Genomic DNA, 21,527 nt, shown 5'->3' with positions numbered 1-21,527 from the left:
CGGTGCTGAAAGCCCATTTCTTGAACCTTGATCCAGCTAATTTCTTACTTGTCGTTCAGAGCTACGACGCCTGGAAGCGCCTTGCCTTCCATGAATTCCAGGGAAGCGCCGCCGCCTGTGGAGATGTGGTCCATTTTGGAAGCCAGATTGAACTTCTCAGCAGCTGCTGCGGAATCCCCGCCGCCGATAATCGTATAGCCTTCCGTCGTTGCGCAAGCTTCCGCCACTTCTCTTGTCCCGTTGGAGAAAATATCGATTTCGAATACGCCCATCGGTCCGTTCCATACAACCAGCTTGGAGTTCTTAATGATTTCAGCATACTTCGCGCGAGTCTTCGGCCCGATGTCCACGCCTTCCCAATCTGCAGGAATGCTGTCGATATCCACGGCTTTGTGGTTGGCGGTTGCGCTGAAGTCATCCGCTACGATGCAGTCGACAGGGAGAATGAAGTTTTTACCCAGCTTCTTCGCTTTCTCAATGAAGCCAAGGGCAACATCCAGTTTGGATTCATCCAGAAGCGATTTGCCGATTTCGTAACCTTGGGCTTTGAAGAAGGTATAAGCCAAGCCGCCGCCAATCAACACGTTGTCTGCGATGTTCAGCAGGTTGTCGATGACGTCGATTTTGTCTTTTACCTTCGAGCCGCCGATAATTGCGGTGAAAGGACGGTCCGGGTTCGACAACGCTTTGCCAAGAACGGACAATTCTTTCTCCATCAACAAACCGGATACGGCTGGCAGATAATGAGCGATCCCTTCGGTCGAAGCGTGCGCGCGGTGTGCAGCGCCAAATGCGTCGTTGACGAACAGGTCAGCCAGCTCAGCGAATTGTTTTGCGAGTTCTGGATCGTTCTTCTCTTCGCCTGGGTAGAAACGTACGTTTTCAAGTACCAGGACGTCGCCATTGTTCATCGCATTGACTTTCGCTTTAACTGCTTCCCCAACAGCTTCATCGACTTTTGTTACTTCTTTGCCAAGCAGCTCGCTCAAGCGTTTTGCCGGCAGCGTAAGCCGCATATCTTCATTCACTTGCCCTTTGGGACGGCCCAAGTGGCTCGCAAGAATCACCTTCGCGCCTTGTTCAACCAAGTATTTGATCGTTGGCAGCGTTTCGCGAATCCGGGTATCGTCAGTAATTTGACCATCTTGCATCGGTACATTGAAATCTACACGGACAAATACGCGTTTGCCGGTGACTTCCACATCACGTACACTTTTCTTGTTCATCTCCACGTTCCTCCTAAACGGTATGCGCGGGTCTCCCAGACCAAAATGCGCATCTACGGCTTTGTCTTGGTTCCTCTCCTAAATAAACGCAATGAAACGAATCTCTATCTATAACTTATTTTTGGGTGTGTGTGAATGCCGTATTACATGCAAGAACCAAAGAGGAGTCCTGAACAGGTTGCTCCTCTTTGGGATGAATCTCTAGTATGGTAACTGGATTATTTTACTTTTTTCGCGAAGTATTCCAGCGTACGAACCAATTGAGCTGTGTAGGACATTTCGTTGTCATACCAAGCTACCGTTTTAACCAGTTGTTGGTCGCCGACAGTCAATACTTTCGTTTGAGTTGCATCGAACAGGGAACCGAAAGTCATCCCTTTGATATCCGAAGATACGATTTCGTCTTCGGTGTAACCGAAAGTTTCTGGGTCAGCAGCAGCTTTCATTGCAGCGTTAACTTCGTCAGCAGTTACTTTCGTTTTCAGAACGGATACCAGCTCAGTCAAGGAACCAGTTGGAACAGGTACGCGTTGTGCAGCGCCGTCCAATTTGCCTTGCAGTTCAGGGATAACCAAGCCGATTGCTTTTGCAGCACCAGTGGTGTTAGGAACGATGTTTTCAGCAGCTGCGCGAGCACGACGGAAGTCACCTTTCGCATGCGGAGCATCCAGCGTGTTTTGGTCGCCAGTATAAGCGTGGATGGTTGTCATCAAGCCTTGAACGATACCGAATTTGTCATTCAGCGCTTTAGCCATTGGAGCCAAGCAGTTCGTCGTACAAGAAGCACCGGAGATTACCGTTTCCGTACCGTCGAGGATTTCATGGTTTACGTTGTAAACGATGGTTTTCATGTCGCCGGTAGCTGGAGCGGAGATAACAACTTTCTTCGCGCCGCCTTTCAGGTGAAGCTCAGCTTTTTCTTTCGTTGTGAAGAAGCCTGTGCACTCCAGAACGATGTCAACGCCAAGCTCGCCCCAAGGCAATTCTTCAGGGTTGCGGTTAGCCAGAACTTTAACTTCTTTGCCGTTTACTTTGAAGAATCCATCATGTACTTCGATGTCGCCTTCGAAGCGGCCTTGAGTTGTATCATATTTCAACAAATGAGCCAACATTTTTGCATCTGTCAGGTCATTGATTGCTACGACTTCGATCCCTTCAACGTTTTGAATGCGGCGGAAAGCCAGGCGTCCAATACGTCCAAAACCGTTAATCCCTACTTTTACACTCATTGATAGTTCCTCCCAGTGTTTGATTTTTTATTATTCAAGACAGGCCCGATAAAACCCGTCATGAGTAAACCTATTTATTCCCGGAGCCGTTGATCAACTCATTTACGATCTCTTGTGCCGCCGCTTCGTCGGTCACTAGGATATCCTCTTGGCCAAACCGCAATACGGCATGGATCGCTCTTGCTTTGCTCTTGCCGCCCGCGATGCCGATCACCGTCTCGGTTCGCATGATATCCTCGAGACGCAGGCCCAGGGTCAGCATTTTGTGCACGACGACGCCGTCTTCATTAAAGTAATATCCAAATGATTCCGCGAGCGCGCCTTCTCTTCGGATTTCTTCGACCATGCTTGGCTCCAGCTTGCGCCGGCGCGCCATCTCCATAGCGTCTCCGACCCCGTGCACTACGATACGCGCCTGACGGATCATGTCCACGATATCCTGGATATTCGGATCGTGTACCAACGACTCGTAAGCTTCCTTCCCCAACAGATCGGGGACATGCAGCAAACGATAACCCGCACCCACGCGCTTCGCCATACCGGAAGCAATCGTGTTCGCTTGGATTTCCAGGCTCTCGCCAAGACCCCCGCGTGCCGGTACGAACCAGCTCTGCTTCATCGTGACGTTAGGCGGCGGATTCAGCTGATCCGCGACTTCCGCCAGCGTAGTGCCGCCGGTTACCGCGACCACCTCATCCCCGCGCATTACACTAAGCAGCGCTTTGGCACCTGCTCGCCCCAGTTCCCGCTTCACCAGCGGGGAGGCCTCGCAATCTCCAGGTACAATCACTACTTTGCGCAGCCCATAATGCTGACGGATCGTCTCCTCCAAGTTGGAGAGGCCAAACAATTCTTTGACGACCGGCTCCAAATCCTCAAGCAATCGCCGTCCCGCGTCGCTGATTCTCATGCCTATATTCTCGATTTCGATCAGGCCCTGGGCCTTCAGGAGATCTGTTTCGGCACGCAACACACGCTCCGTCATGTCCAGCGAATTCGCCAAGGTTCTACGGCCAATGACATCAGACAACATGATCTGGTGAAGTATGGTGTACCTTTTCTTGAGAATGTCCATGAGATCAGGAAGAAGCTGCTTTTGAATCTCTAATATGTTTCGCATGCTTTCCACTCCTGCAAGCTTCGTCTTCTCTCTCCATCTCCTGGCCTTAAAATGTCCCGGGATAACTTTTTAAGTCCCACTGTTATTTTACTCAATAATCTCCTTAGTTGCAAGCCTGACGTCCGTATCATTTACTTTCTTCCGAGCAGTTATACCCCTAGGCACAAAGAATCCCGTAAGATCCTGACATTTGGATCAGAGAGTTGTCGAAAATAGGCCTGCTGTGTCTCAGCAAAATTGCGGATGGCGGCAAAGCAGATCGGTTGTTTTCATAGAAAAAAAGACCCTCCCGCATAGGGAGAGCCTCGTCTACTTATTCCTCGTTTCTCAATTTCTCAATTGGTCAGTCGGATCGACAAAGCGCTTTTTGATTCCATCCGGAAACTCGGCAGCTCGGTTCCCCGGAGACGCAAGCGAACATCAGAGGCCTGCTCGCCGTCATTAAACAATACGACCCCAATCGAATCGTCCGTATTGCGGAACGCGACGGAACGTATCGAAGGCTGTCCCGACTCGGCGGCGATTCTTACGGCCTTCGGACGGATCACTTTGCTGAAATGGGCCAGTGCATAGTAGTCCAGCGTATACTCGAGCTCGCGGGTCTGCTGGTTCACTGTCACGATCCCGCGGCAGGTGCTGCGGCCAAAGCCTGGTACAGTCGGACCATTTTGCTCATCCAAAGCCATATTCCAGAGCACCAATGATTGGCTGTGATTTCGCAATATCTCGATTCCCGTCCGCATAACATTGGAGAACGCCGGTTCAAACGCCGGAATCCATTCCCCGCCAGAGCCTTCGGTAAAATGAACCTCTTTGCCCGGGAAGGCCTCCTTCACTTGGCTTTGCGCCGAGGCTACCCCTCCATACCAGTGCCACGCTACTCCGTCGACCGCTTCGGCCACTTCCTTCAGCACAGTCAGCGGATAATCCGGCCGATCCCAGTTATGGTCATACGCCAAAATCTTCGTGGACAAGCCATGCTTCACAAAAGCCGGCTTCAGATAATTTTTCACGAAATCGGTCTGCATCTCAGCCGTCATCAGCATCCCCGGATAATGTCCCGGCACATAAAGCGGTTCGTTCTGCGGCGTCACCGCATATATGGATAAACCGTGCTTGGCGTAAGACTCGATATAACGGACAAAGTAGTTCGCGTAAGCTTCGTAATACTCCTTCTTCAGTTCCCCGCCGATCATTGAACCGCTGGTTTTCATCCATCCCGGTGCGCTCCAGGGGGAGCCAAACAGCTTGATGGACGGATTTAAGGCCAGCGCTTCTTTTAAGAGCGGAATGACATCGACTTCGTCGTGACGAATCGAGAACCGCTGCATTTCCGGATCGGACTCACCTTCGGGCAAATCGTTGTAGCTATAGAAGAACCGGGCATAATCCGAGGCCCCCATCGGGTTGCGCAGCACGGATAAGCCAATTCCCTCCTCCGGGTCAAACAGCTTCTTCATCAAGGAAGAACGCTGCTCTTCAGGAAGCACCTGATGAATCAGATAGGCGGCCGAATCGGTAAAAGACGCTCCAAACCCATCCATCGTCTGATAGTTGACGCTTTCGTCTAATCGGACCTCGACATCCCCGGCATCGGAATCCGCCGGCCTCAGCTGTTCCTCCGTTGTACGGACGAAGAGTGATTTTTCTCCAGTGGAATAATAAATGTCAAGCTCACGCATGCTGTTTCCCTCCACTTCGATTAATGGCCACGGTTTACTGGAGGCCGAGTTTTTCTTTATTGGCTTTCATTTTCTCCGTACGGATTTGCACGATTTTATCCCAACCGTTGTCCTCAAGGAACTTCTTGTAATTGTTGAGCGTGCTCTCGAATTCTTCGTCGCTCTTGGCGCGGATCAAGCTGACCAGCGTCGTGTTCCAAGTGGTGTTAATCGCCGTCAAAGAGCGAGCTTCCGGAGATCCGGCATCCGGGTTGATATTTTCAAGGACGAAGTGAGGGTACAGCTTTCCTTTGCCCCACTCTTGCATTTGCTTGATGGAATCCGGGAAAGCATCGGCGCTGAGCGCTTTGTGACGGTCATGGCCAAAGAACATGAATTCGCCCAAGCGGTATTCCTTCTTGAATTTATCGGCATCCTTCTGCTGCAGTTCTTTCACTTCCGGCGTAAATTGAACCGTACCGTCCGCATTCTTCGTGTAGGTCTCGCCTTCGATGCCGTAGTTCATCAGCATTTGCCCTTCTTCATCCAACAGGTACGTGAAAATTTGGATCGCCTTCGCCGGGTCCTTGCATTGCTTCGTGATAAAGCTGATCATCCAGCCGGTAATCCCGGACTGGTTCAGCTTAGGCGTATTGCCCACCGTGCTTTGCGGTCCATCGATTGCCAGGTAGGCTTGATCCGGATGAGCGGTGGCGAAGATTTGCAGGTTGCCGCCTTGCTGCGGCGTTCCGTCCAGCAATATCGTGGCGTATTTGCCGGCTTTCACTTTCTCTTCAAAAGCAGGGCCGTCATCGGCAAAGCTGTCGTCGCTGATATTGCCAACTCTATGCACTTCATTTAACGTCTTGAGCCAAGTCAGATAATCCTCGTCCAAATTACGGTTGTAGAACTCGCCGTTCTCCGTTTCCAGCGGAACTCCGAGGAAGTCTTGGAACACATCCCCCAAGGAGCCCGTCCCCTCGCCAATTGAGTTAAATCCAAACGGAATCAGATCTGGGAATTGGGTTTTAATCTGCTGCATCACATTTTTGAATTCCTCAGGCGTACCGATCTTAGGCTGACCCAGCGCTTCGTACACGTCTTTGCGGATCACAAAAGCCGTCTTCGCTGGAATGTTACCGCTGTCATAATCGGCCTGCGTGTTGGAGTAGTTCGGGTAACCGTACGTGTTGCCGTCCGCTTGCTTAAACCAGTTGAGCGTATCTTGCGCGGCGACTTTGTTGAAATAAGGGTCGTATTTCTCCGCCAGCTCGTTCAGCGGCAAGGCCCAGGAAGAAGCCTTCTGCACAACGGCCGAATTGGAATCGAACACGGTAATCAAGTCCGGCATGTCGCTTCCGGCAAAAAACGTATTCAGCTTGGTATCGTCGCCGGTAATAAATTTGATATCAATATTCAAATCTTCCTTGATCTTCTTCGTGACCACATCATTGCCGAAATCGGTATTCCACCAATCGGCGTTCACGTACCAGGTCAGCTGGGTTGGCTCTTCTTTCTTGTCCAGCTTCCATGCCGGCGTGTTCGGGTCCAAGGTATACCGATCTTCCAAGGATACCTCTGTTGCGGCCTTCGAACCGCCGCCGGAGCCGCCGCAGCCGGTAACGATCAGCGCAGCGGTGAGCAGTGCAGCGCATGCGGTCATCCCTTTTCTTGCAAGACTTTTGTTCAACTTAAGCATTCGTTGTACCCTCCTTTTTTTGTAAGAAGCACAGCTAGTCCAACTCGCACATCAAGCCTAGCGTTTCATGCGGATGCGTTACTCCTTCACCGCCCCCAGCATCATGCCCGAGATGAAGTATCTTTGTAACAATGGATAAATCACAACAATCGGCAAAGTCGTAATCACAATTGTTGCGAGTTGAACTCCTTTGGTTGTCGTTTCAATGACGACGGAACCCGCGATGTTCTGCATCGATTGGGTCTGGGACTGTACGATGATTTCGTACAGCTTCATTTGCAGCGGGTACAGGTATTCATCTGTGATGTACAACTTGGTTGTCATAAAGTCATTCCATTGACTTACCCCGTTGAACAAAGCGATGGTAGCCAAGGCCGGCATCGATAACGGGATAAAGATCTTCAAGAAGATTCTCCAGTCGCCGGCACCGTCAATCTTGGCCGATTCCTCCAGGGAATCCGGCACATTGCGGAAGAAATTCATCAAGATCACGACATCGTAATAACTGAACAAAGCCGGAATGATATACACCCAGAAGCTGTTCAGCAGCCCCAGGGATTTAATCAGTAAGTACGTCGGGATCATACCGCCCGAGAAGAACATCGTAATGACGCCCATCGTCACGTACAGCTTGCGGCCGCGTACATTGTTCTTGCTGAGACCGTAGCCAATCATCGCGCAGAAGAAGACGTGGGTCACAACGCCGATGACTGTCTTGAGGACGGAGATCAGGAACGACTGCCAAATCGTATCGTCCCGAAACACCGCCTGGTAGTTCTCCAGAGAAAACTCTTTAGGCCAGAAGACAAACCCTCCTTCGGCAAGAGCTCGTCCCGAACTGAAGGAAGAAACGATGACATTCCAGAGTGGAATCACAATAATGATCGTAAATAAGATCAGGATCACAGCATTCACCGTATCAAAGATTCTGCTGTCGAGATCCTGTTTGAGCACCTTTCGATTCATGGCTGCTGCTCCTTCCTTACAGGACAGATTGATTATCGTTGAGTTTGCTGGTCACCTTATTCGCCAGCACCAACAAAATGACCGATACAACCGAAACCCCAAGTCCGACGGCAGTCGCGTAGGAGAAGTCCCCCTGCGTCATCCCCATCCGGTATACGTAGGAGTTGATGACCTCGGCCTTTTCGCGGTTCTGGGAATTCATCAGCACCAAGGTCTGGTCCAGGTTGGAACCCAGCAGACCGCTGATGGTCAGAATCAGGTTCAAGCTAATAATCATCCGCATGTTGGGCAGCGTGATGTTCCAAATTTGCCGGAGCCGGCTCGCCCCGTCGATCTTCGCGGCTTCATAATAAGTCGGGTCGATCTTGGCCATGATGGCGAGGTACAGGATCGTTCCCCAGCCCGCCTCTTTCCAAACATCCGACAGCACCGCGATCCACCAATACTTGCCCGGATCAAGCAGAATGTTCTGAGGCTTCGAGATCAAGCCCAAGTCCAGCAGCATCTGGTTGAACATCCCGGTGGTCGAGAACCAGGTGATGAGCATCCCGCCGAGCACGATCCAGGACAAAAAGTGCGGCAGGTACGAGATCGTCTGCACGATTTTTTTAAACCGGCCCAACCCGACCTCATAGATCATAATCGCGAGAATAATCGGGATCACAAAGCCGATGGCCAGCTTCAGGAAGCTGATCCCCAGCGTATTCACCACGGATTCCCAGAAGTATTTGTCGGTGGCGATAATTTTGAAGTTGTCCAAACCTACCCATGGAGCGGAGCTTAACGTATCGATGACCGTATAATTTTTGAAAGCGATCGTAAGTCCGTAGATGGGAATGTAGCAAAAAATAATCATAAAAATGATGCCCGGCCAGATCATTGACTGGATTTCCCACTGCCTGCCGAAATCGATAAAGAACTGCTTCATTCTTAATCCCATCGGCTTTTTGGCTGACGCAGCTGACTTCGCCATTTTGCGCTCCTCTCTTTATCCCGTATGGATAAAAACGTTTTTATTTTCGTCAACAGAACCCCTGTAGTTAACCGCTTACATTTTCCGCTGAGCTCAAGATCACCTTCGTCTCCGCTTCTCTTAGCTTAAACGAACATGACTTGAGCCTCGCACGATCAGTTCCCCGTCCAGCTTCTGCACCTTCCCCTGCTCCTGCTTCTTAATCATGTTCACCAGATGATTGACCGCCAAGATCCCTTGTCTGGCGATCGGATTGCGAACCGTGGTCAGGGGCGGCGTAAAATACTGGGCAATATCAATATCGTCAAACCCTACGACGCTGATGTCCCTTGGAACCTCGAGGCCGTACGAACGTAACGCTTTAATACAACCAATGGCGCTTAAATCGTTGCCGGCCAGAATCGCGTCCGGCACTTTGCCCGGATGCTTATGAATAAACGCCCGAATCGCATTGTAGGTACTCTCTTCCTCAAAATACCCCTGCACAATAAAATCCTCATCAATCGGCAGCTGATGCTCCCGCAAGGCCGCGAGATATCCCTCTTTCCGCTGTACGCTGTCGTACATCGTATCAACGCCGGAAATGTAGGCGATTTTCTTATGGCCCAGGCTGATCAGGTATTTGGTCGCTTCATAAGCGGACGCATACGAATTAAAAATCACGGTCCCCATCGTTTCCTTCTGAATCACCCGATCCAGAAATACCGCCTTGATCTTGTCCTTCTCCATCATCGCGATATCTTGGTCATCGACCCGCAATTCTTCGTAGATGATCACGCCATCCACCCGGCGGCCCATGATATTGCTGATAATCGTTTGCTTATCGGCGGTAACCATGACATGCAAACCGTATCCCAGCCGCTCGCTCTCGCGCGCCATCGACTCCACCAAAATGTAAAAATAAGGTCCGGATACACTCGTCGTAAAAAAACCAAGCATATTCGTCTTCTTCGACTTGAGCTGCTTCCCGTTTAAGTTCGGTACGTAATTGAGCTGCTTGGCGACCTTCAGCACATGGGATTTGGTCTCCGGATTCAACACATCCACATCGTTGAGCGCGTTGGATACCGTAGAGATGGAAACCCCTGCTGCTTTGGCTACATCCTTAATGGTGACTTTCCCCATCCCTGATTACACCCTTGTCTATAAAAACGTTTTTATATATTCCTCAAGTTATCATAGAAACGCTTTCATGACAATCCCTATTTTATTTGGATCTACACCTTGCGTTTTGAGACAAAATGTCATATAATCTATTTTGTTCGCTAAATTTGCGCCCGTGGTCCAATGGATATGACGTAGGCCTCCGGAGCCTGAGATCGAGGTTCGATTCCTCGCGGGCGCGCCATATATTGCACATTCAAAGTCCTGTGACACAAGTCTTCTGGACTTTTTTATTACCTTGAGTTTGACTTTCTTTGACTTTCTCAAATAAATTGTTTATGATGAGATTAATCCCCATCATTTCCGTCAATTCTTAGATTGATGGAAACGATGAATCCCAAACCATTCCATTCGACGGGGCGTTCCAGTTGAACAGCCTAAATTTAAGGAGGTTTTATCGGTGAGTTATATTCCTATGGTCGTAGAACAAAGCAATCGCGGCGAACGCGCTTATGACATTTATTCCCGTCTGCTCAAAGACCGGATTATTTTCCTGGGCTCCCAGGTAAACGATGTTGTTGCCAACTCCATCATTGCCCAGATGCTGTTTCTGGACGCGGAAGATCCAACCAAGGACATCCACCTATACATTAACAGCCCTGGCGGTTCCATTACGGCCGGCATGGCGATTTATGATACGATGCAATTTATCAAGGCGGACGTCTCCACGATTTGCGTTGGGCTGGCCGCTTCGATGGGCGCCTTCCTGTTGAACGCAGGTGCACCGGGGAAACGTTATGCGTTGCCAAACAGCGAAATCATGATCCATCAACCGCTCGGCGGAGCGGAAGGTCAAGCGACGGACATCGAGATCCGCGCCCGCCGTATCCTCAAGATGCGCGATAAACTGAACCGAATCCTCTCGGAACGCACCGGCCAACCGCTGGAACGGATCGAGAAGGACACCGACCGCGACTACTTCATGAGCGCGGCAGAAGCGAAGGAATACGGCTTGATCGACCAAGTCATCGAGAAAGTGAATCCGGCCAAAGCTTAAGGCTATACAGAAAAGGCTGCTCTTCGAACAGAAAGTGCTGTTCGAGGAGCGGCCTTTCTTGTTATATTTATCTTTAAATAACTTAACGAGAGAGTTCAAAAGGTCAGAATACAAGCTACAGGCACACACCTCGAGATAGCCCTTCTGCTCTAACGCTGATGAGAAGCGCTATGTTGGCAAAATTGGCGTGCCCGCGGCTCTAACGACGCTGAGAAGCACTATTTCGACGCAAGTGCTTATTTTCAGGCGGATATTTGGTAAATAAGCATTCTGGCAAGCGTTATACTTTCAACATCGTGATTTTGGCGGGTATAAGGTCGGTGGTAAGCGTTAGAAGGATGACTTTTTGAACGACTTTTTTAAAGGAGCGAACCGGGAGATGGAACAAAGAAAAAAATTGTATGAAGTAAGCCGTACGTTGGCGGATGTCGCCATGGGCAAAGCCAAAGCCGATTTGGTGGTTAAGGGCGGCACCTTAGTCAACGTCTATACCGGAGAGCTGCTGCCGAATACGGACGTCGCTGTGGCTGAAGGGCGAATCGCCTTCGTGGGGGACGCCGCGCACACGATCGGCGAGAACACCGTTGTGATCGATGCGGCAGGCCGCCACATCGTTCCCGGGCTCCTGGACGGGCATATGCACGTGGAGAGCACCATGCTGTCGGTGGCTGAGTTCGCCAAGGCTGCGCTTCCCAAAGGAACGACCGGTATTTTTATGGACCCGCATGAAATCGCCAACGTGTTTGGAGCGGAGGGCGTGCGCTGGATGCATGAGGAGGGCCAAGGCTTGCCGCTTAAGGTGTATACTACATTCCCTTCCTGTGTACCGGCCACCGATCATTTGGAGGATGCCGGATCGTCGCTGGACACCCGCGATATCGCCGACGGGATGACCTGGGACGGCGTCGAGGGGCTGGGCGAGGTCATGAACTTCCCCGGCGTCGTATACGGAGACCCGAAAATGCTCGGCGAAATCCAAGCCACAATGGAAGCAGGCAAAACCGTCACCGGACATTTTCCGAGTGACGACGAGCGCATGCTTCAGGCCTACCTGGCCTCGGGTGTGACTTCCTGTCATGAGACCGTAACCCGGGAGCAAGGGCTCGCCAAGCTGCGCCTCGGGATGCACCTGATGATCCGCGAGGGCTCAGCATGGCATGACGTCAAGGAAGTGATCAAGGTGGTCACCGAAGATAAGGTGAATACCTCGAACATTATGCTCGTCACCGACGATGTGTATCCGCAAACCTTGATTGAGCAAGGCCACATGAACCATGTCGTGCGCCGGGCGATTGAAGAGGGCGTCGATCCGGTTACCGCGATCCAGATGGGAACCATCAATACGGCGCGGTACTTCAAGGTCGACGGCGACGTGGGCGGCATTGCGCCGGGCAAATGCGCGGACCTGCTGCTGATCGGCGACCTGCGGCGGATGGAGCCGTCGACCGTGATCGCCGACGGCAAGGTCGCCTACGACGCCGGGCAGCTCCGCGTCCCGTTCCCGGCGTACCCGTACCCGGCGCAGGCGCGCGCTTCGGTGAAATTGGCGCGTCCGCTGACCGCCGACGATTTCCTCTACCGCAGCGCCAGCGCCAAGACGGAAACGACGATCCACGTCGTCGACGTGATCGAGAACAGCGCCCGCACGGCGAAGGGAACGGCAACCGTTCCGGTTGACGGGAAGGGAGTCGTGCGTCCGGCCGTCGAGCAGGACATCGCCACACTGGCCTGCATCGACCGCCACCGCGGTTCCGGCGAGCTGTCCCTCGCCTTCGCGCGCGGCTTTGGACTCAAGCAGGGGGCCGTGGCCTCTACCGTTGCGCATGACAGTCACAATCTCATCGTCATGGGTACGAATCCCGAGGACATGGCGTTTGCTGCGAATGAGCTGGCGAAGCTGGGCGGCGGCATGATCGCCGTACTGAACGGCCAAGTGCTCGCCGCCGTGCCGATGGCCATCGCCGGCCTGATGTCCGATCAGCCGCTGGAGACGGTGGTCGCCCAGGTGAAAGAGCTCGAAGCCGCCTGGAAGCAGCTCGGCTGCCAACTGAACGCGCCGTTCATGACGTTTTCTCTGATTGCCTTGCCGGTCATTCCGGAGCTGCGTATCACCAACCGCGGTCTAGCGGACGTGAACGAGTTCAAGCTCGTGCCCGTGGAAGTCGGTTAAGCCGCATGCATGTAAATAACCCGCCGAGAAAGTGAACCCTTTCTGGCGGGTTTTGTTTTACTCCATACCGGAGTCGCTCGCACCTACAAATGAGGGTGCAGCTCTTCCACCGACTCACGCCGAACCAGCTTCGTATCCAGCAGAACTAGCTCCCCGCCGGCCGGCGGCCCCTCGATCAGCTCGAGGATTTTGCGCGCGCCCATCCGGCTGAGCTGCTCAATCGGCCGCTTCACCGTCGTCAGCGGCGGATTCGTGTAATGCGAGAAGCCGATGTCGTCAAAGCCAACGACCGAGACATCCGCCGGAATCCGCATTCCCGCCTCTGTCGCTGCCTTCATCGCACCGATAGCCATGTCGTCGTTGCAGCAGAACACCGCCGTGGGCCGCTCCGGCAACGCCAGCAACCGGTGCATCGCCAGATAACCGCTCTCCACGTCGTAGCGGCCCTCGACGAGCCATTCCTCCCTTACCGCCAGGCCAGCATCCTTCATGGCCCGCAAATACCCTTCCTTGCGCTCCTGCGTCGACTTGTAGCCGGCGATCCCCTCCACCAGGCCAATGCGTGTATGCCCACGGCCCGCCAAGTATTGCGTCAACTCGTAAGCTCCTGCCCGGTCATTGGACACGAAATTAACGATGGTCGAGTCACCCGCATTCCGGTTCAGCACGACCAAAGGAATCCCCTGCTCTCGCACATGGCGAATAAACGTGTCGTCACGCTCACTTTGGCTCATGAGCAGAATGCCGTCGAACCGTCGCTGATGGATCGAGCTAAAGTCCTCAAAATCGTCGATCCCCCGCAGAAACAAGTTGTACTGGACACCAACCTCCTGACTCACACCGCGGATGGCCTCTGCCAGGAAACTGGAGGACGTCCCTTGAACCATACTCGTAAAAAACAACCCAATCGTATGCGAACGCTGCAGCACCAAACTTTTGGCGTTATAATTCGGCACGTAGTTCAGCTGCTCAGCGATCTCCATAATCTTGCGTTTGGTCTCCTCCTTAATCAGCGGGCTGTTGTTCAGCGCCCGGGAAACCGTCATATGCGAGACATTCGCCAGCTTGGCGATGTCTTTGATCGTAGCGGACATACAACAGCGTCAATCCTTTCTATGCCTCAGGAAAAGCAAAATACCGCTTAGCATTGCCGTAGCAAATATCCGTGACGATCCGGCCCAGCAGAGCATAGTCCTCCGGCGCCTCGCCGCGCTCCACCCAATCGCCAAGCACGTCGCATAAGAGGCGGCGGAAGTATTCATGCCGCGTATAGGACAGGAAACTGCGGGAGTCCGTCAGCATCCCGATGAATTGCGACAACACGCCGAAGTTGGCCAGCGTGTGCATCTGCTGAATCATACCGTCCTTGTTGTCGTTGAACCACCAAGCGGTGCCAAATTGGATTTTACCAGGAACGCCCCCGCCTTGGAAGCTGCCCATGATGCTGGCCAGCGCCCAGTAATCATTGGGGTTCAGCGAATACAGGATCGTCTTCGGCAGCCCGCTCTCCTGCTCGATCGCGTCCAGCAACCGGGCCAGCGCTTCGGCCAGAGGCCCGTCGTTAATCGCATCATAGCCCGTATCCGGACCCAGCCGTCGGAGCATCGCCGTGTTCGTGTTCCGCAACGCATGGATATGCAGCTGCATCGCCCAGCCCCGAGCGGCGTACTCCTTGCCAAGGAACACCATCGTATACGATTTGTATTTCCGTTCCTCCTCCGGCGTCACCGAACCCTGACTCAGCGCCTTAGCAAAGATCGCTTCCACTTCCTCCAGCGTCGCTTCCTCGTATTCCAGCGTATCCAGCGCGTGGTCTGATACGCGCCCGCCGGCCTCATGGAAGAAGTCGATCCGTTCCCGTAACACATCCAACAGCGTTCCATATCCCTGAATCGACTTACCCGCCGCCGCCTCCAGCTTCGCCAGCCAAGGTTTAAAGGTATCGCGATTAATTTCCAGGAACTTGTCTGGTCGGAAGCTCGGCAGCACCAACGTATCGAAGCCTTCCAGCTCCTTGATCTTCAAATGGTACTCCAGCGAATCCGCCGGATCATCCGTAGTGCAGACCACCGTCACCTTCGACTTCGTAATCAAATCTCGCGCGCCAAATCCTTCACTTTGCAGCTGGGCGTTCGCTTGTTCCCAGATGATCGGTGCAGTCTCCTCATTCAGCAACTCATCAATCCCAAAAAAACGCTGCAACTCCAAGTGCGTCCAATGGTACAGCGGATTCCCCAGCAGCTGCGGCACTACCTTCGCCCAGGCGAGAAACTTGTCGTAATCGTCCGCCCCACCGGTGATCAGTTCCTCGTCGATGCCGCAGGCCCGCATCACCCGCCATTTGTAATGGTCGCCGCCCAGCCAAGCCTCGGTTAAGTTGCGGAACGTCTTATTTTCGTAGATCTCCTGCGGGCTTAAATGGCAGTGATAATCGATGATCGGCAGTTCCTTCGTGTATTGATGATACAACTTCTCCGCCGTCTCGCTGTTCAGCAGAAAGTTTTCCCCTAAAAATTTCTTCGCCATTTCCCATTCTCCCTTCATTTAGTTCAACTCATTGTTAACGTTAACATTAGTATGCTGCTTAATATTGTAAACGTTTTATCGGAAAACGCAAGAGAGAATATGGGCCCTTGACCGATTAAAAAAGCCCCCCTCAGCCACGAATGCAGCCGAGAGGGCGTTTAACATTGATTCGATAAAGCTTCAGCGTGTTTTGAAATCAAACGGATTCGTTCCCGGCGGCAGCAGCTGGCTAAACGGGAAATAAAATTCCGGGAAACCAAACACATAAGGCAAGTATTCGTACAGTTGGAAAAAGATCGTCACGCCCTCATCCTTCACATAATATGACGGATTCGAGCCGATCGTTTTGAAGTTACCGAAGTAACCTTCCGTTTCCTGCAGCTTCTTGGCGATTTCCGGATCGACGATGCTGCGGTAATTCGGGTTTGCCCGGAGCAGCTCGTCCAGCGTCAGCAGCTTTCCGTTATCCAGCCGGAAGGTCAAGCCGTCACGTACGGTAATCCCGTGCGCACCGCCGGTGTAAGAGTACCAGTCCTGATAAAGACTGAGCACCCCGTCGCGGTTGTACGTCACTTTGTAAGTCCCGACATACTCATAGGGGTTCCCGCTGGGGGTTGAAGGCTGGCCCGCCTTCGCTTCCTTCAGCGCATTAGCCACAAATTTTTCCGCCTTGTTCTTGAACAGCTTATTGATCTTCTTCTGCACCGACTTGTGCTTTAATCCGCTCAGCTGTGGATAGTCGACTTTAATCGACGCTTCCGGAATCTTCTTCTCGATCGTATGGTTCGTGATTTTGACGCCTTGCCGCTCCTGCACAAGCGCCGAGCCTGCCTCATTCGCCTTCCCGCTGATCTCGACTGGAGACTGCGGCGCAGCTTCGGCCGGAACAACGGCTAAGCCGGATATCATCAAGCCTGCGGTCATCAGCAAAGTGATCATTTCTACCGTGTTACGCTTCACTTGTTATCGCCACCCTCTATCGGTTAATACCTAAATTATGACCCGGGTGGCAAAAATTCATGTACGCAAAAACGCCAGCACGCCTTCCCTCAAGGAAAGCGCCTGACGCTATTGTAAAATGTAAGCCGATATTACTCACGGCCGCTCTTCAATTCAGTCCAGTACCGGTCGTACAGCTGCAGCTTATCGCCTACGTCACTCAGCCATTCGGTACGGGACAACTCATCCTCTGACAGGTTAATCATCTTGTCGTTCCGGTATTCTTCGCTGTGGAACTCCGCTGCTTTCACATTCGGATCGCTGTATCCGATCGCTTCGTAGTTCTTCGCGCTAATTTCCGGATCGAGCATGAAGTTGATAAACTTCTCGGCCAGCTCTTTATGCTTCGAATCCTTCGGAATCGCATAGTTATCCGACCAGATCGTGCCGCCTTCCTTAGGTACTACATAAGCGACATCCGGATTGTCTTGGGCAATGTAGGAAGCGTCACCCGACCATACGGTGGCGATCCAGCCTTCTTCTTGAATCATTTTTTGCTTGATGTTGTCGGTATCGAAAGCCAGCACACTTGGCAGCAGCTTCTTCAAATCCTCCACAGCCGTCGTGATTTCACCTTCGTCGGTGGAGCTGTTGGAATAGCCGTTCTTTTTCAAGGCCATACCAATTACTTCGCGGTTATCGTCCAGCAAAATGACCTTGCCCTTGTATTCCGGATTCCACAGGTCCTCCCAGCTGTCGATCTCGTCTTTCACGTATTTCTTGTTATACGCAATCCCCGTAACCCCCGAAGTGTATACGATCGAGTATTTGTTCCCCGGATCGTAGGAAGGGTTTTTATACGCGTCAGACACGTTCGCAAAGTTCGGAATGTTGTTCATATCCAGCGGTGCCAGCAGATCCTGCTTGATCATCGTAGCCACCATGTAATCGGACGGTTGAATCAAATCGTAACCGCCGCCGCCCGCCTTAATTTTAGCCAGCAGATCCTCATTGTTGGCAAACACGTCATAATTGATTTTTACGTCAAACTCTTTCTCGAACTGCTCCAGCACTTCCTCGTCAAAGTTATCCGCCCAGCTGTAAATGTTGAGCGTCTCTTTCGACGATGAGCAACCCGACAATAGTCCGGCAACCAACATCCCTGCCAGTACGAGACCAGCCCATCTCTTTTTGTTCAATTCCCAATCTCCCTTCGGTTTCGTCTTATGGAATATCAAAATTCGCCTAAAACGGCAGCAATGATTGTTTCTTCTGGCCCTTGCCGCGATTCAGCACAAATTGCGCCAGGAAGATCAAAGCGACCGTCACCAGGATCAAAATCGTACACAGCGCGTTAATTTCCGGGGAAATACCCCGTTTGACCTGCCCATAGATATAAATCGGCAATGTGGTCGAATTTGGCCCGCTAACAAAGAAGCTGACCATGAAATCGTCCAGCGACAGCGTAAACGCGATCAAGGCCCCGGAGATAATGCCCGGAGCAATCTGCGGCAACGTCACGTATCGGAAGGTTTGCCACGAGCTCGCCCCCAAATCCTGCGCTGCCTCCTCCAGTTGTCCCCCCATGCCGGAAAGACGCGTAGTCACGACAACGTAGACGTAGGACAAACTAAAGGTGATATGGGCAATAATAATCGTTATTTTACCCAGCGGCATATGGAGCTGATTAAACAGTACCAGCAACGACAAGCCCATGATGATATCGGGAATGATGATCGGCAAATACAACAAGCCGCCCATGCCCGGCTTCAAGCGGCGTCCGATCTTCCGCATCGCCAGCGCCGCCAGCGTGCCAAGCACCGTCGAGATTACCGTTGAGACGATCGCCACGGTTAAGCTGTTGGCCAAGGCCTCCATGACATGGCGGTTATCAAACAGCGAGATGTACCAGTCGAACGTAAAGCCGCTCCAATCGGCCGCTAGCCTGGAACTGTTAAACGAATACGCAACGATAAACAGGATCGGCACATAGATTAAAATCATCATGATCAGCGAATGAACGCCGAGCAGCGGATGGCTTTTGGTTTTCATGAACGCACCTCCCGCACCCTTTGATACCGGGACGTCATCGCCCGATTAAACAGCGCAATCAGAATCAGCGAGGTGATCACGAAGATCACGGACAACGCCGAGCCAAACGGCCAGTTGCGGGCCCCAAGGAACTGACTCTGAATGATGTTGCTGATCATTGCCGATTTCGCCCCGCCGAGAATGTCCGTCACGACAAACATGCCGGTTGTCGAAACGTACACCAGCACGGAGCCGGTCATGATCCCCGACTTCGTTTGCGGCAGCGTAATGTGCCAGAACGCTTTCCAGCTCGACGCACCCAAATCGCTGGCCGCCTCCAGCAGTCGCTTGTCCATCTGCTCCAACGCCACAAATATCGGCAACACCATAAACGGAATAAACGTATACACCATGCCGAGCAACACAGCGCCCTTCGTATACAGCATCTGCAGCGGTTCGGAGATCAGTCCGATGCTGAGCAAGAACTCATTGACGATCCCTTGCGTCCGCAGCAGCAGCACCCAGGCATAAGTGCGGATCAGAAAGTTGATCCAAAACGGCACGGTAATAAGCACCAGGCCCCAGGTTTGCATTCTCGGACCGGCATTCGCAATATAATAGGCCAACGGGTAACTGAGCAATAGACATAATGCGGTCGTCATCACGGATAACACAATCGTATCCCAATAAATGCCCAAATATAACGGGTCAAAAAATAACGCATAGGCATCCAAATTAAAGTCCAGCACCACATTGCCAAGCTCGTCACGACCCATAAAAGAGATGCCTATGACGATCAGCATCGGCACAACCAGGAACAGGCATAACCACAGGAACACCGGCAGCATGCTTAAGCCAGATTTTTTCATGATCCGATGACCACCTCATCCTCCGGCTTCCAATCCACCCCAACCGTCTCCCCGATTTGCCACGTACGCTCATCGTTGACATCCAGCACGATGGATACGGTCATCGGTTCGTTATCCAGCTGCACGATCAGCTTATGCACGCCGCCGAGGTACAGCACGTCCATCAGCTCGCCGCTGCGCTTCGTTTCGACGCCTTCGCCGCTCCGCACGGCCTTGAGCTTCTCCGGACGCACGGCGAACAGCTGCCCGTCCCGGGAGAAAATATTGTTCTCGCCAACGAAGGTGGCCGAAAACAACGTAGCCGGCTGTGCGTAAATTTCCCGCGGTGTGCCGATCTGCTCCACTCGGCCGCTGTTCATCACGACGATGCGGTCAGACATCATCATCGCTTCTTCCTGGTCATGCGTCACGTAGACGAACGTGATGCCCAGACTGCGCTGCAGCTGCTTGAGCTCGGCCTGCAGGCTTTTGCGCAGCTGCAGGTCCAGCGCGCCCAGCGGCTCATCGAGCAGCAGCACCCGCGGCTTGTTGGCGATCGCCCGCGCGATGGCCACCCGTTGCTGCTGCCCTCCGGACAGCTGGTGCGGATACCGCTTCGTGAGCGCGGTCAGCTGCGTCATCTCAACCGCCTCCCGCACACGTTCCTGCTGCTGCTTGATCGGCATCTTTTTCATCTTCAGTCCAAAGGCGACATTCTCTTCCACCGTCATATGAGGAAATAAAGCATAATGTTGAAAGACAAGGTTCAAATCCCGGCGATTCGGCGGCAAATTCGTCAGGTCCTTTCCGTCCAGCAGGATTTTCCCGGAGGTCGGTTGCTCGAACCCGGCGATCATGCGCAAAATCGTCGTCTTGCCGCAGCCGCTTGGGCCCAGCAAGGTGAGGAATTCCCCTTCCTTAATCGTGAGCGATAGCGGATGCAAGGCGACCTGTCCCGCAAAGTGCTTCTCCACCGCGGCCAGTTCTATCATCTTTGCATCAACTCCTTCAATGTAGGCTTGTCTTCCTAAGAAAAAAAAGCCATATCCATTGGTATGGCTTTATCGGGTACTTCGATTCATTTTTTCGCATATTCACTATACCTTGTTTTGGCGCGGGTTACAATAGTTTTTGTTGGGTTCTATGGCAGTCAGAAACAAAACCACCTCAAAAAATCAGAGGTGGTCTCAAATGAACGGGTTATTTCAACTCATACATCACAGTTAACGTCGTTTGCAGGTCGATTTCGCCCGGTTCCACCGGTGTGCTCACGGCAGAATCCGCTGCAGCCATTTCCCTCATCTTCAGGTTCTGTGTGAAGATCGGTGTGCTGGTGCTGCCTTGGCTGATGCTAAGCACAATGCCCAGCTGGCGGTTCGCGGCTTTCGCGATCGATGCGGCTTTCTTGTTCGCGTCATTCATCGCTTTTTGGATCACTTGGTCTTGGTACTGATCCGGATTTTCGGTGCTGAAGCGGATATTATCGATCCGGTTGGCTCCCGCAGCGGATGCCGCATCCAGCAGCTGCCCTATCTTCGACAAGTCGCGGTAAGTGACCTCCAGCGAATGCTGGGCGCTGTACCCCTTGATCTGCTGGCCTTCTTTGTCGCTATACGTATAGTTTGGCTGTACGTAGAATTGGCCGGTTTGGATATCCTTGTCGGCAATCCCCCACGTCTCCTTCAACAGCTTGATGAGCGCGGCCACTTTAGTTGCATTGGCGCTTTGGGCTTCCTTCGCCGTCTTAGCTTCCGTCACCACCCCAATCGACAGGTACGCCACGTCCGGCTTCACGGACAATTCGCCGCTGCCCACCACCGTCACCACATTCTTCTGCATCTCGCCATCCGCATAAACCGGCACCGGCGCGTTAAGGGCACCGCTTACAAACATACCTCCGGTAATCAATGTTCCCGCAACCAGCAAGGAAGCTGCAGGCTTCAACCATGTTTTCATGTTCATGACCTCCGTTCATTTT

18 protein-coding genes and 1 tRNA gene are annotated in these 21,527 nt (G+C 52.5%); 3 read left to right on the top strand and 16 right to left on the bottom strand.

Translation table 11 applies throughout. From position 1 onward, the window contains the following. Positions 1–44: 44 nt before the first annotated feature. From ACL02P_RS19095 to ACL02P_RS19060, 8 genes are all read right to left on the bottom strand, one after another. A complete protein-coding gene (locus tag ACL02P_RS19095) occupies positions 45–1,226 on the bottom strand; it encodes a phosphoglycerate kinase (RefSeq protein ID WP_412837866.1) in 1,182 nt (393 codons plus the stop codon). A gap of 218 nt (positions 1,227–1,444) precedes the next feature. Then, positions 1,445–2,455: a type I glyceraldehyde-3-phosphate dehydrogenase gene (gene gap, locus ACL02P_RS19090; protein WP_009224974.1), complete on the bottom strand. Its 1,011-nt coding sequence runs from the start codon at positions 2,453–2,455 to the stop codon at positions 1,445–1,447. Positions 2,456–2,525: 70 nt separating this feature from the next. Then, positions 2,526–3,575 (bottom strand): sugar-binding transcriptional regulator, encoded by a 1,050-nt coding sequence (locus tag ACL02P_RS19085; protein ID WP_260071833.1) that lies wholly within the window; start codon positions 3,573–3,575, stop codon positions 2,526–2,528. Positions 3,576–3,910: 335 nt separating this feature from the next. Further along, positions 3,911–5,257, bottom strand: coding sequence for a glycoside hydrolase family 30 protein (locus ACL02P_RS19080; protein ID WP_412837865.1), 1,347 nt, complete (start codon positions 5,255–5,257; stop codon positions 3,911–3,913). 34 nt (positions 5,258–5,291) lie between these two features. Beyond that, complete coding sequence (locus ACL02P_RS19075) at positions 5,292–6,935, bottom strand: sugar ABC transporter substrate-binding protein (protein WP_412837864.1); 1,644 nt, start codon at positions 6,933–6,935, stop codon at positions 5,292–5,294. Between the two features lie 78 nt (positions 6,936–7,013). Next, complete coding sequence (locus ACL02P_RS19070; RefSeq protein WP_339300965.1) at positions 7,014–7,901, bottom strand: carbohydrate ABC transporter permease; 888 nt, start codon at positions 7,899–7,901, stop codon at positions 7,014–7,016. A gap of 16 nt (positions 7,902–7,917) precedes the next feature. Then, positions 7,918–8,874, bottom strand: coding sequence for an ABC transporter permease (locus tag ACL02P_RS19065; RefSeq protein WP_260071830.1), 957 nt, complete (start codon positions 8,872–8,874; stop codon positions 7,918–7,920). 120 nt (positions 8,875–8,994) lie between these two features. Next, positions 8,995–9,999 (bottom strand): LacI family DNA-binding transcriptional regulator, encoded by a 1,005-nt coding sequence (locus ACL02P_RS19060; RefSeq protein ID WP_009224980.1) that lies wholly within the window; start codon positions 9,997–9,999, stop codon positions 8,995–8,997. Positions 10,000–10,147: 148 nt separating this feature from the next. Between ACL02P_RS19060 and ACL02P_RS19055 the strand changes: the two genes are divergently transcribed. The 3 genes from ACL02P_RS19055 (at position 10,148) to ade (ending at position 13,205) form a co-directional block, all read left to right on the top strand. After that, positions 10,148–10,222 (top strand) — tRNA-Arg (locus ACL02P_RS19055). Positions 10,223–10,438: 216 nt separating this feature from the next. Next, positions 10,439–11,035 carry an ATP-dependent Clp endopeptidase proteolytic subunit ClpP gene (clpP, locus tag ACL02P_RS19050; protein WP_009224981.1) on the top strand — a complete coding sequence of 199 codons (597 nt, stop codon included), beginning with the start codon at positions 10,439–10,441 and terminating at the stop codon, positions 11,033–11,035. Between the two features lie 379 nt (positions 11,036–11,414). Further along, entirely contained in the window at positions 11,415–13,205 is a 1,791-nt protein-coding gene (gene ade / locus ACL02P_RS19045; protein WP_412837863.1) for an adenine deaminase, read from the top strand. Between the two features lie 83 nt (positions 13,206–13,288). Here the strand turns inward: ade and ACL02P_RS19040 are convergent, their stop codons facing one another. The 8 genes from ACL02P_RS19040 to ACL02P_RS19005 form a co-directional block, all read right to left on the bottom strand. Continuing rightward, positions 13,289–14,299: a LacI family DNA-binding transcriptional regulator gene (locus ACL02P_RS19040; RefSeq protein WP_412837862.1), complete on the bottom strand. Its 1,011-nt coding sequence runs from the start codon at positions 14,297–14,299 to the stop codon at positions 13,289–13,291. Positions 14,300–14,318: 19 nt separating this feature from the next. Continuing rightward, positions 14,319–15,731 (bottom strand): glucuronate isomerase, encoded by a 1,413-nt coding sequence (gene uxaC / locus ACL02P_RS19035; RefSeq protein WP_412837861.1) that lies wholly within the window; start codon positions 15,729–15,731, stop codon positions 14,319–14,321. 180 nt (positions 15,732–15,911) lie between these two features. Beyond that, positions 15,912–16,691 carry a DUF3298 and DUF4163 domain-containing protein gene (locus tag ACL02P_RS19030; RefSeq protein WP_412837860.1) on the bottom strand — a complete coding sequence of 260 codons (780 nt, stop codon included), beginning with the start codon at positions 16,689–16,691 and terminating at the stop codon, positions 15,912–15,914. Positions 16,692–16,822: 131 nt separating this feature from the next. After that, positions 16,823–17,869, bottom strand: coding sequence for an ABC transporter substrate-binding protein (locus tag ACL02P_RS19025; RefSeq protein ID WP_412837859.1), 1,047 nt, complete (start codon positions 17,867–17,869; stop codon positions 16,823–16,825). A 46-nt stretch (positions 17,870–17,915) separates the two neighbouring features. After that, positions 17,916–18,722, bottom strand: coding sequence for an ABC transporter permease (locus ACL02P_RS19020; protein ID WP_412837858.1), 807 nt, complete (start codon positions 18,720–18,722; stop codon positions 17,916–17,918). Beyond that, complete coding sequence (locus ACL02P_RS19015; RefSeq protein ID WP_009224988.1) at positions 18,719–19,570, bottom strand: ABC transporter permease; 852 nt, start codon at positions 19,568–19,570, stop codon at positions 18,719–18,721. Before ACL02P_RS19015 ends, ACL02P_RS19020 begins: the two co-directional genes overlap by 4 nt. After that, positions 19,567–20,541 carry an ABC transporter ATP-binding protein gene (locus ACL02P_RS19010; protein ID WP_009224989.1) on the bottom strand — a complete coding sequence of 325 codons (975 nt, stop codon included), beginning with the start codon at positions 20,539–20,541 and terminating at the stop codon, positions 19,567–19,569. Before ACL02P_RS19010 ends, ACL02P_RS19015 begins: the two co-directional genes overlap by 4 nt. Positions 20,542–20,749: 208 nt before the next feature. Beyond that, positions 20,750–21,505 (bottom strand): SIMPL domain-containing protein, encoded by a 756-nt coding sequence (locus ACL02P_RS19005; protein ID WP_260071871.1) that lies wholly within the window; start codon positions 21,503–21,505, stop codon positions 20,750–20,752. Positions 21,506–21,527: the final 22 nt, after the last annotated feature.

The sequence above is a fragment of the Paenibacillus sp. MB22_1 genome (assembly GCF_047200555.1).
Taxonomy (GTDB): Bacteria; Bacillota; Bacilli; order Paenibacillales; family Paenibacillaceae; genus Fontibacillus; species Fontibacillus phoenicis.
Note: the sequence above shows the minus strand (reverse complement) of the source record. Positions and strands in the feature narration are given on the sequence as shown.

What these genes read in the sequence shown, in the direction of transcription:
- ACL02P_RS19095 (WP_412837866.1), bottom strand. Translation starts at nt 1,226, where the DNA reads ATGAACAAGAAAAGTGTACGTGATGTGGAAGTCACCGGCAAACGCGTA.
- gap (WP_009224974.1), bottom strand. Translation starts at nt 2,455, where the DNA reads ATGAGTGTAAAAGTAGGGATTAACGGTTTTGGACGTATTGGACGCCTG.
- ACL02P_RS19085 (WP_260071833.1), bottom strand. Translation starts at nt 3,575, where the DNA reads ATGCGAAACATATTAGAGATTCAAAAGCAGCTTCTTCCTGATCTCATG.
- ACL02P_RS19080 (WP_412837865.1), bottom strand. Translation starts at nt 5,257, where the DNA reads ATGCGTGAGCTTGACATTTATTATTCCACTGGAGAAAAATCACTCTTC.
- ACL02P_RS19075 (WP_412837864.1), bottom strand. Translation starts at nt 6,935, where the DNA reads ATGCTTAAGTTGAACAAAAGTCTTGCAAGAAAAGGGATGACCGCATGC.
- ACL02P_RS19070 (WP_339300965.1), bottom strand. Translation starts at nt 7,901, where the DNA reads ATGAATCGAAAGGTGCTCAAACAGGATCTCGACAGCAGAATCTTTGAT.
- ACL02P_RS19065 (WP_260071830.1), bottom strand. Translation starts at nt 8,874, where the DNA reads ATGGCGAAGTCAGCTGCGTCAGCCAAAAAGCCGATGGGATTAAGAATG.
- ACL02P_RS19060 (WP_009224980.1), bottom strand. Translation starts at nt 9,999, where the DNA reads ATGGGGAAAGTCACCATTAAGGATGTAGCCAAAGCAGCAGGGGTTTCC.
- ade (WP_412837863.1), top strand. Translation starts at nt 11,415, where the DNA reads ATGGAACAAAGAAAAAAATTGTATGAAGTAAGCCGTACGTTGGCGGAT.
- ACL02P_RS19040 (WP_412837862.1), bottom strand. Translation starts at nt 14,299, where the DNA reads ATGTCCGCTACGATCAAAGACATCGCCAAGCTGGCGAATGTCTCGCAT.
- uxaC (WP_412837861.1), bottom strand. Translation starts at nt 15,731, where the DNA reads ATGGCGAAGAAATTTTTAGGGGAAAACTTTCTGCTGAACAGCGAGACG.
- ACL02P_RS19020 (WP_412837858.1), bottom strand. Translation starts at nt 18,722, where the DNA reads ATGAAAACCAAAAGCCATCCGCTGCTCGGCGTTCATTCGCTGATCATG.
- ACL02P_RS19015 (WP_009224988.1), bottom strand. Translation starts at nt 19,570, where the DNA reads ATGAAAAAATCTGGCTTAAGCATGCTGCCGGTGTTCCTGTGGTTATGC.
- ACL02P_RS19010 (WP_009224989.1), bottom strand. Translation starts at nt 20,541, where the DNA reads ATGATAGAACTGGCCGCGGTGGAGAAGCACTTTGCGGGACAGGTCGCC.
- ACL02P_RS19005 (WP_260071871.1), bottom strand. Translation starts at nt 21,505, where the DNA reads ATGAAAACATGGTTGAAGCCTGCAGCTTCCTTGCTGGTTGCGGGAACA.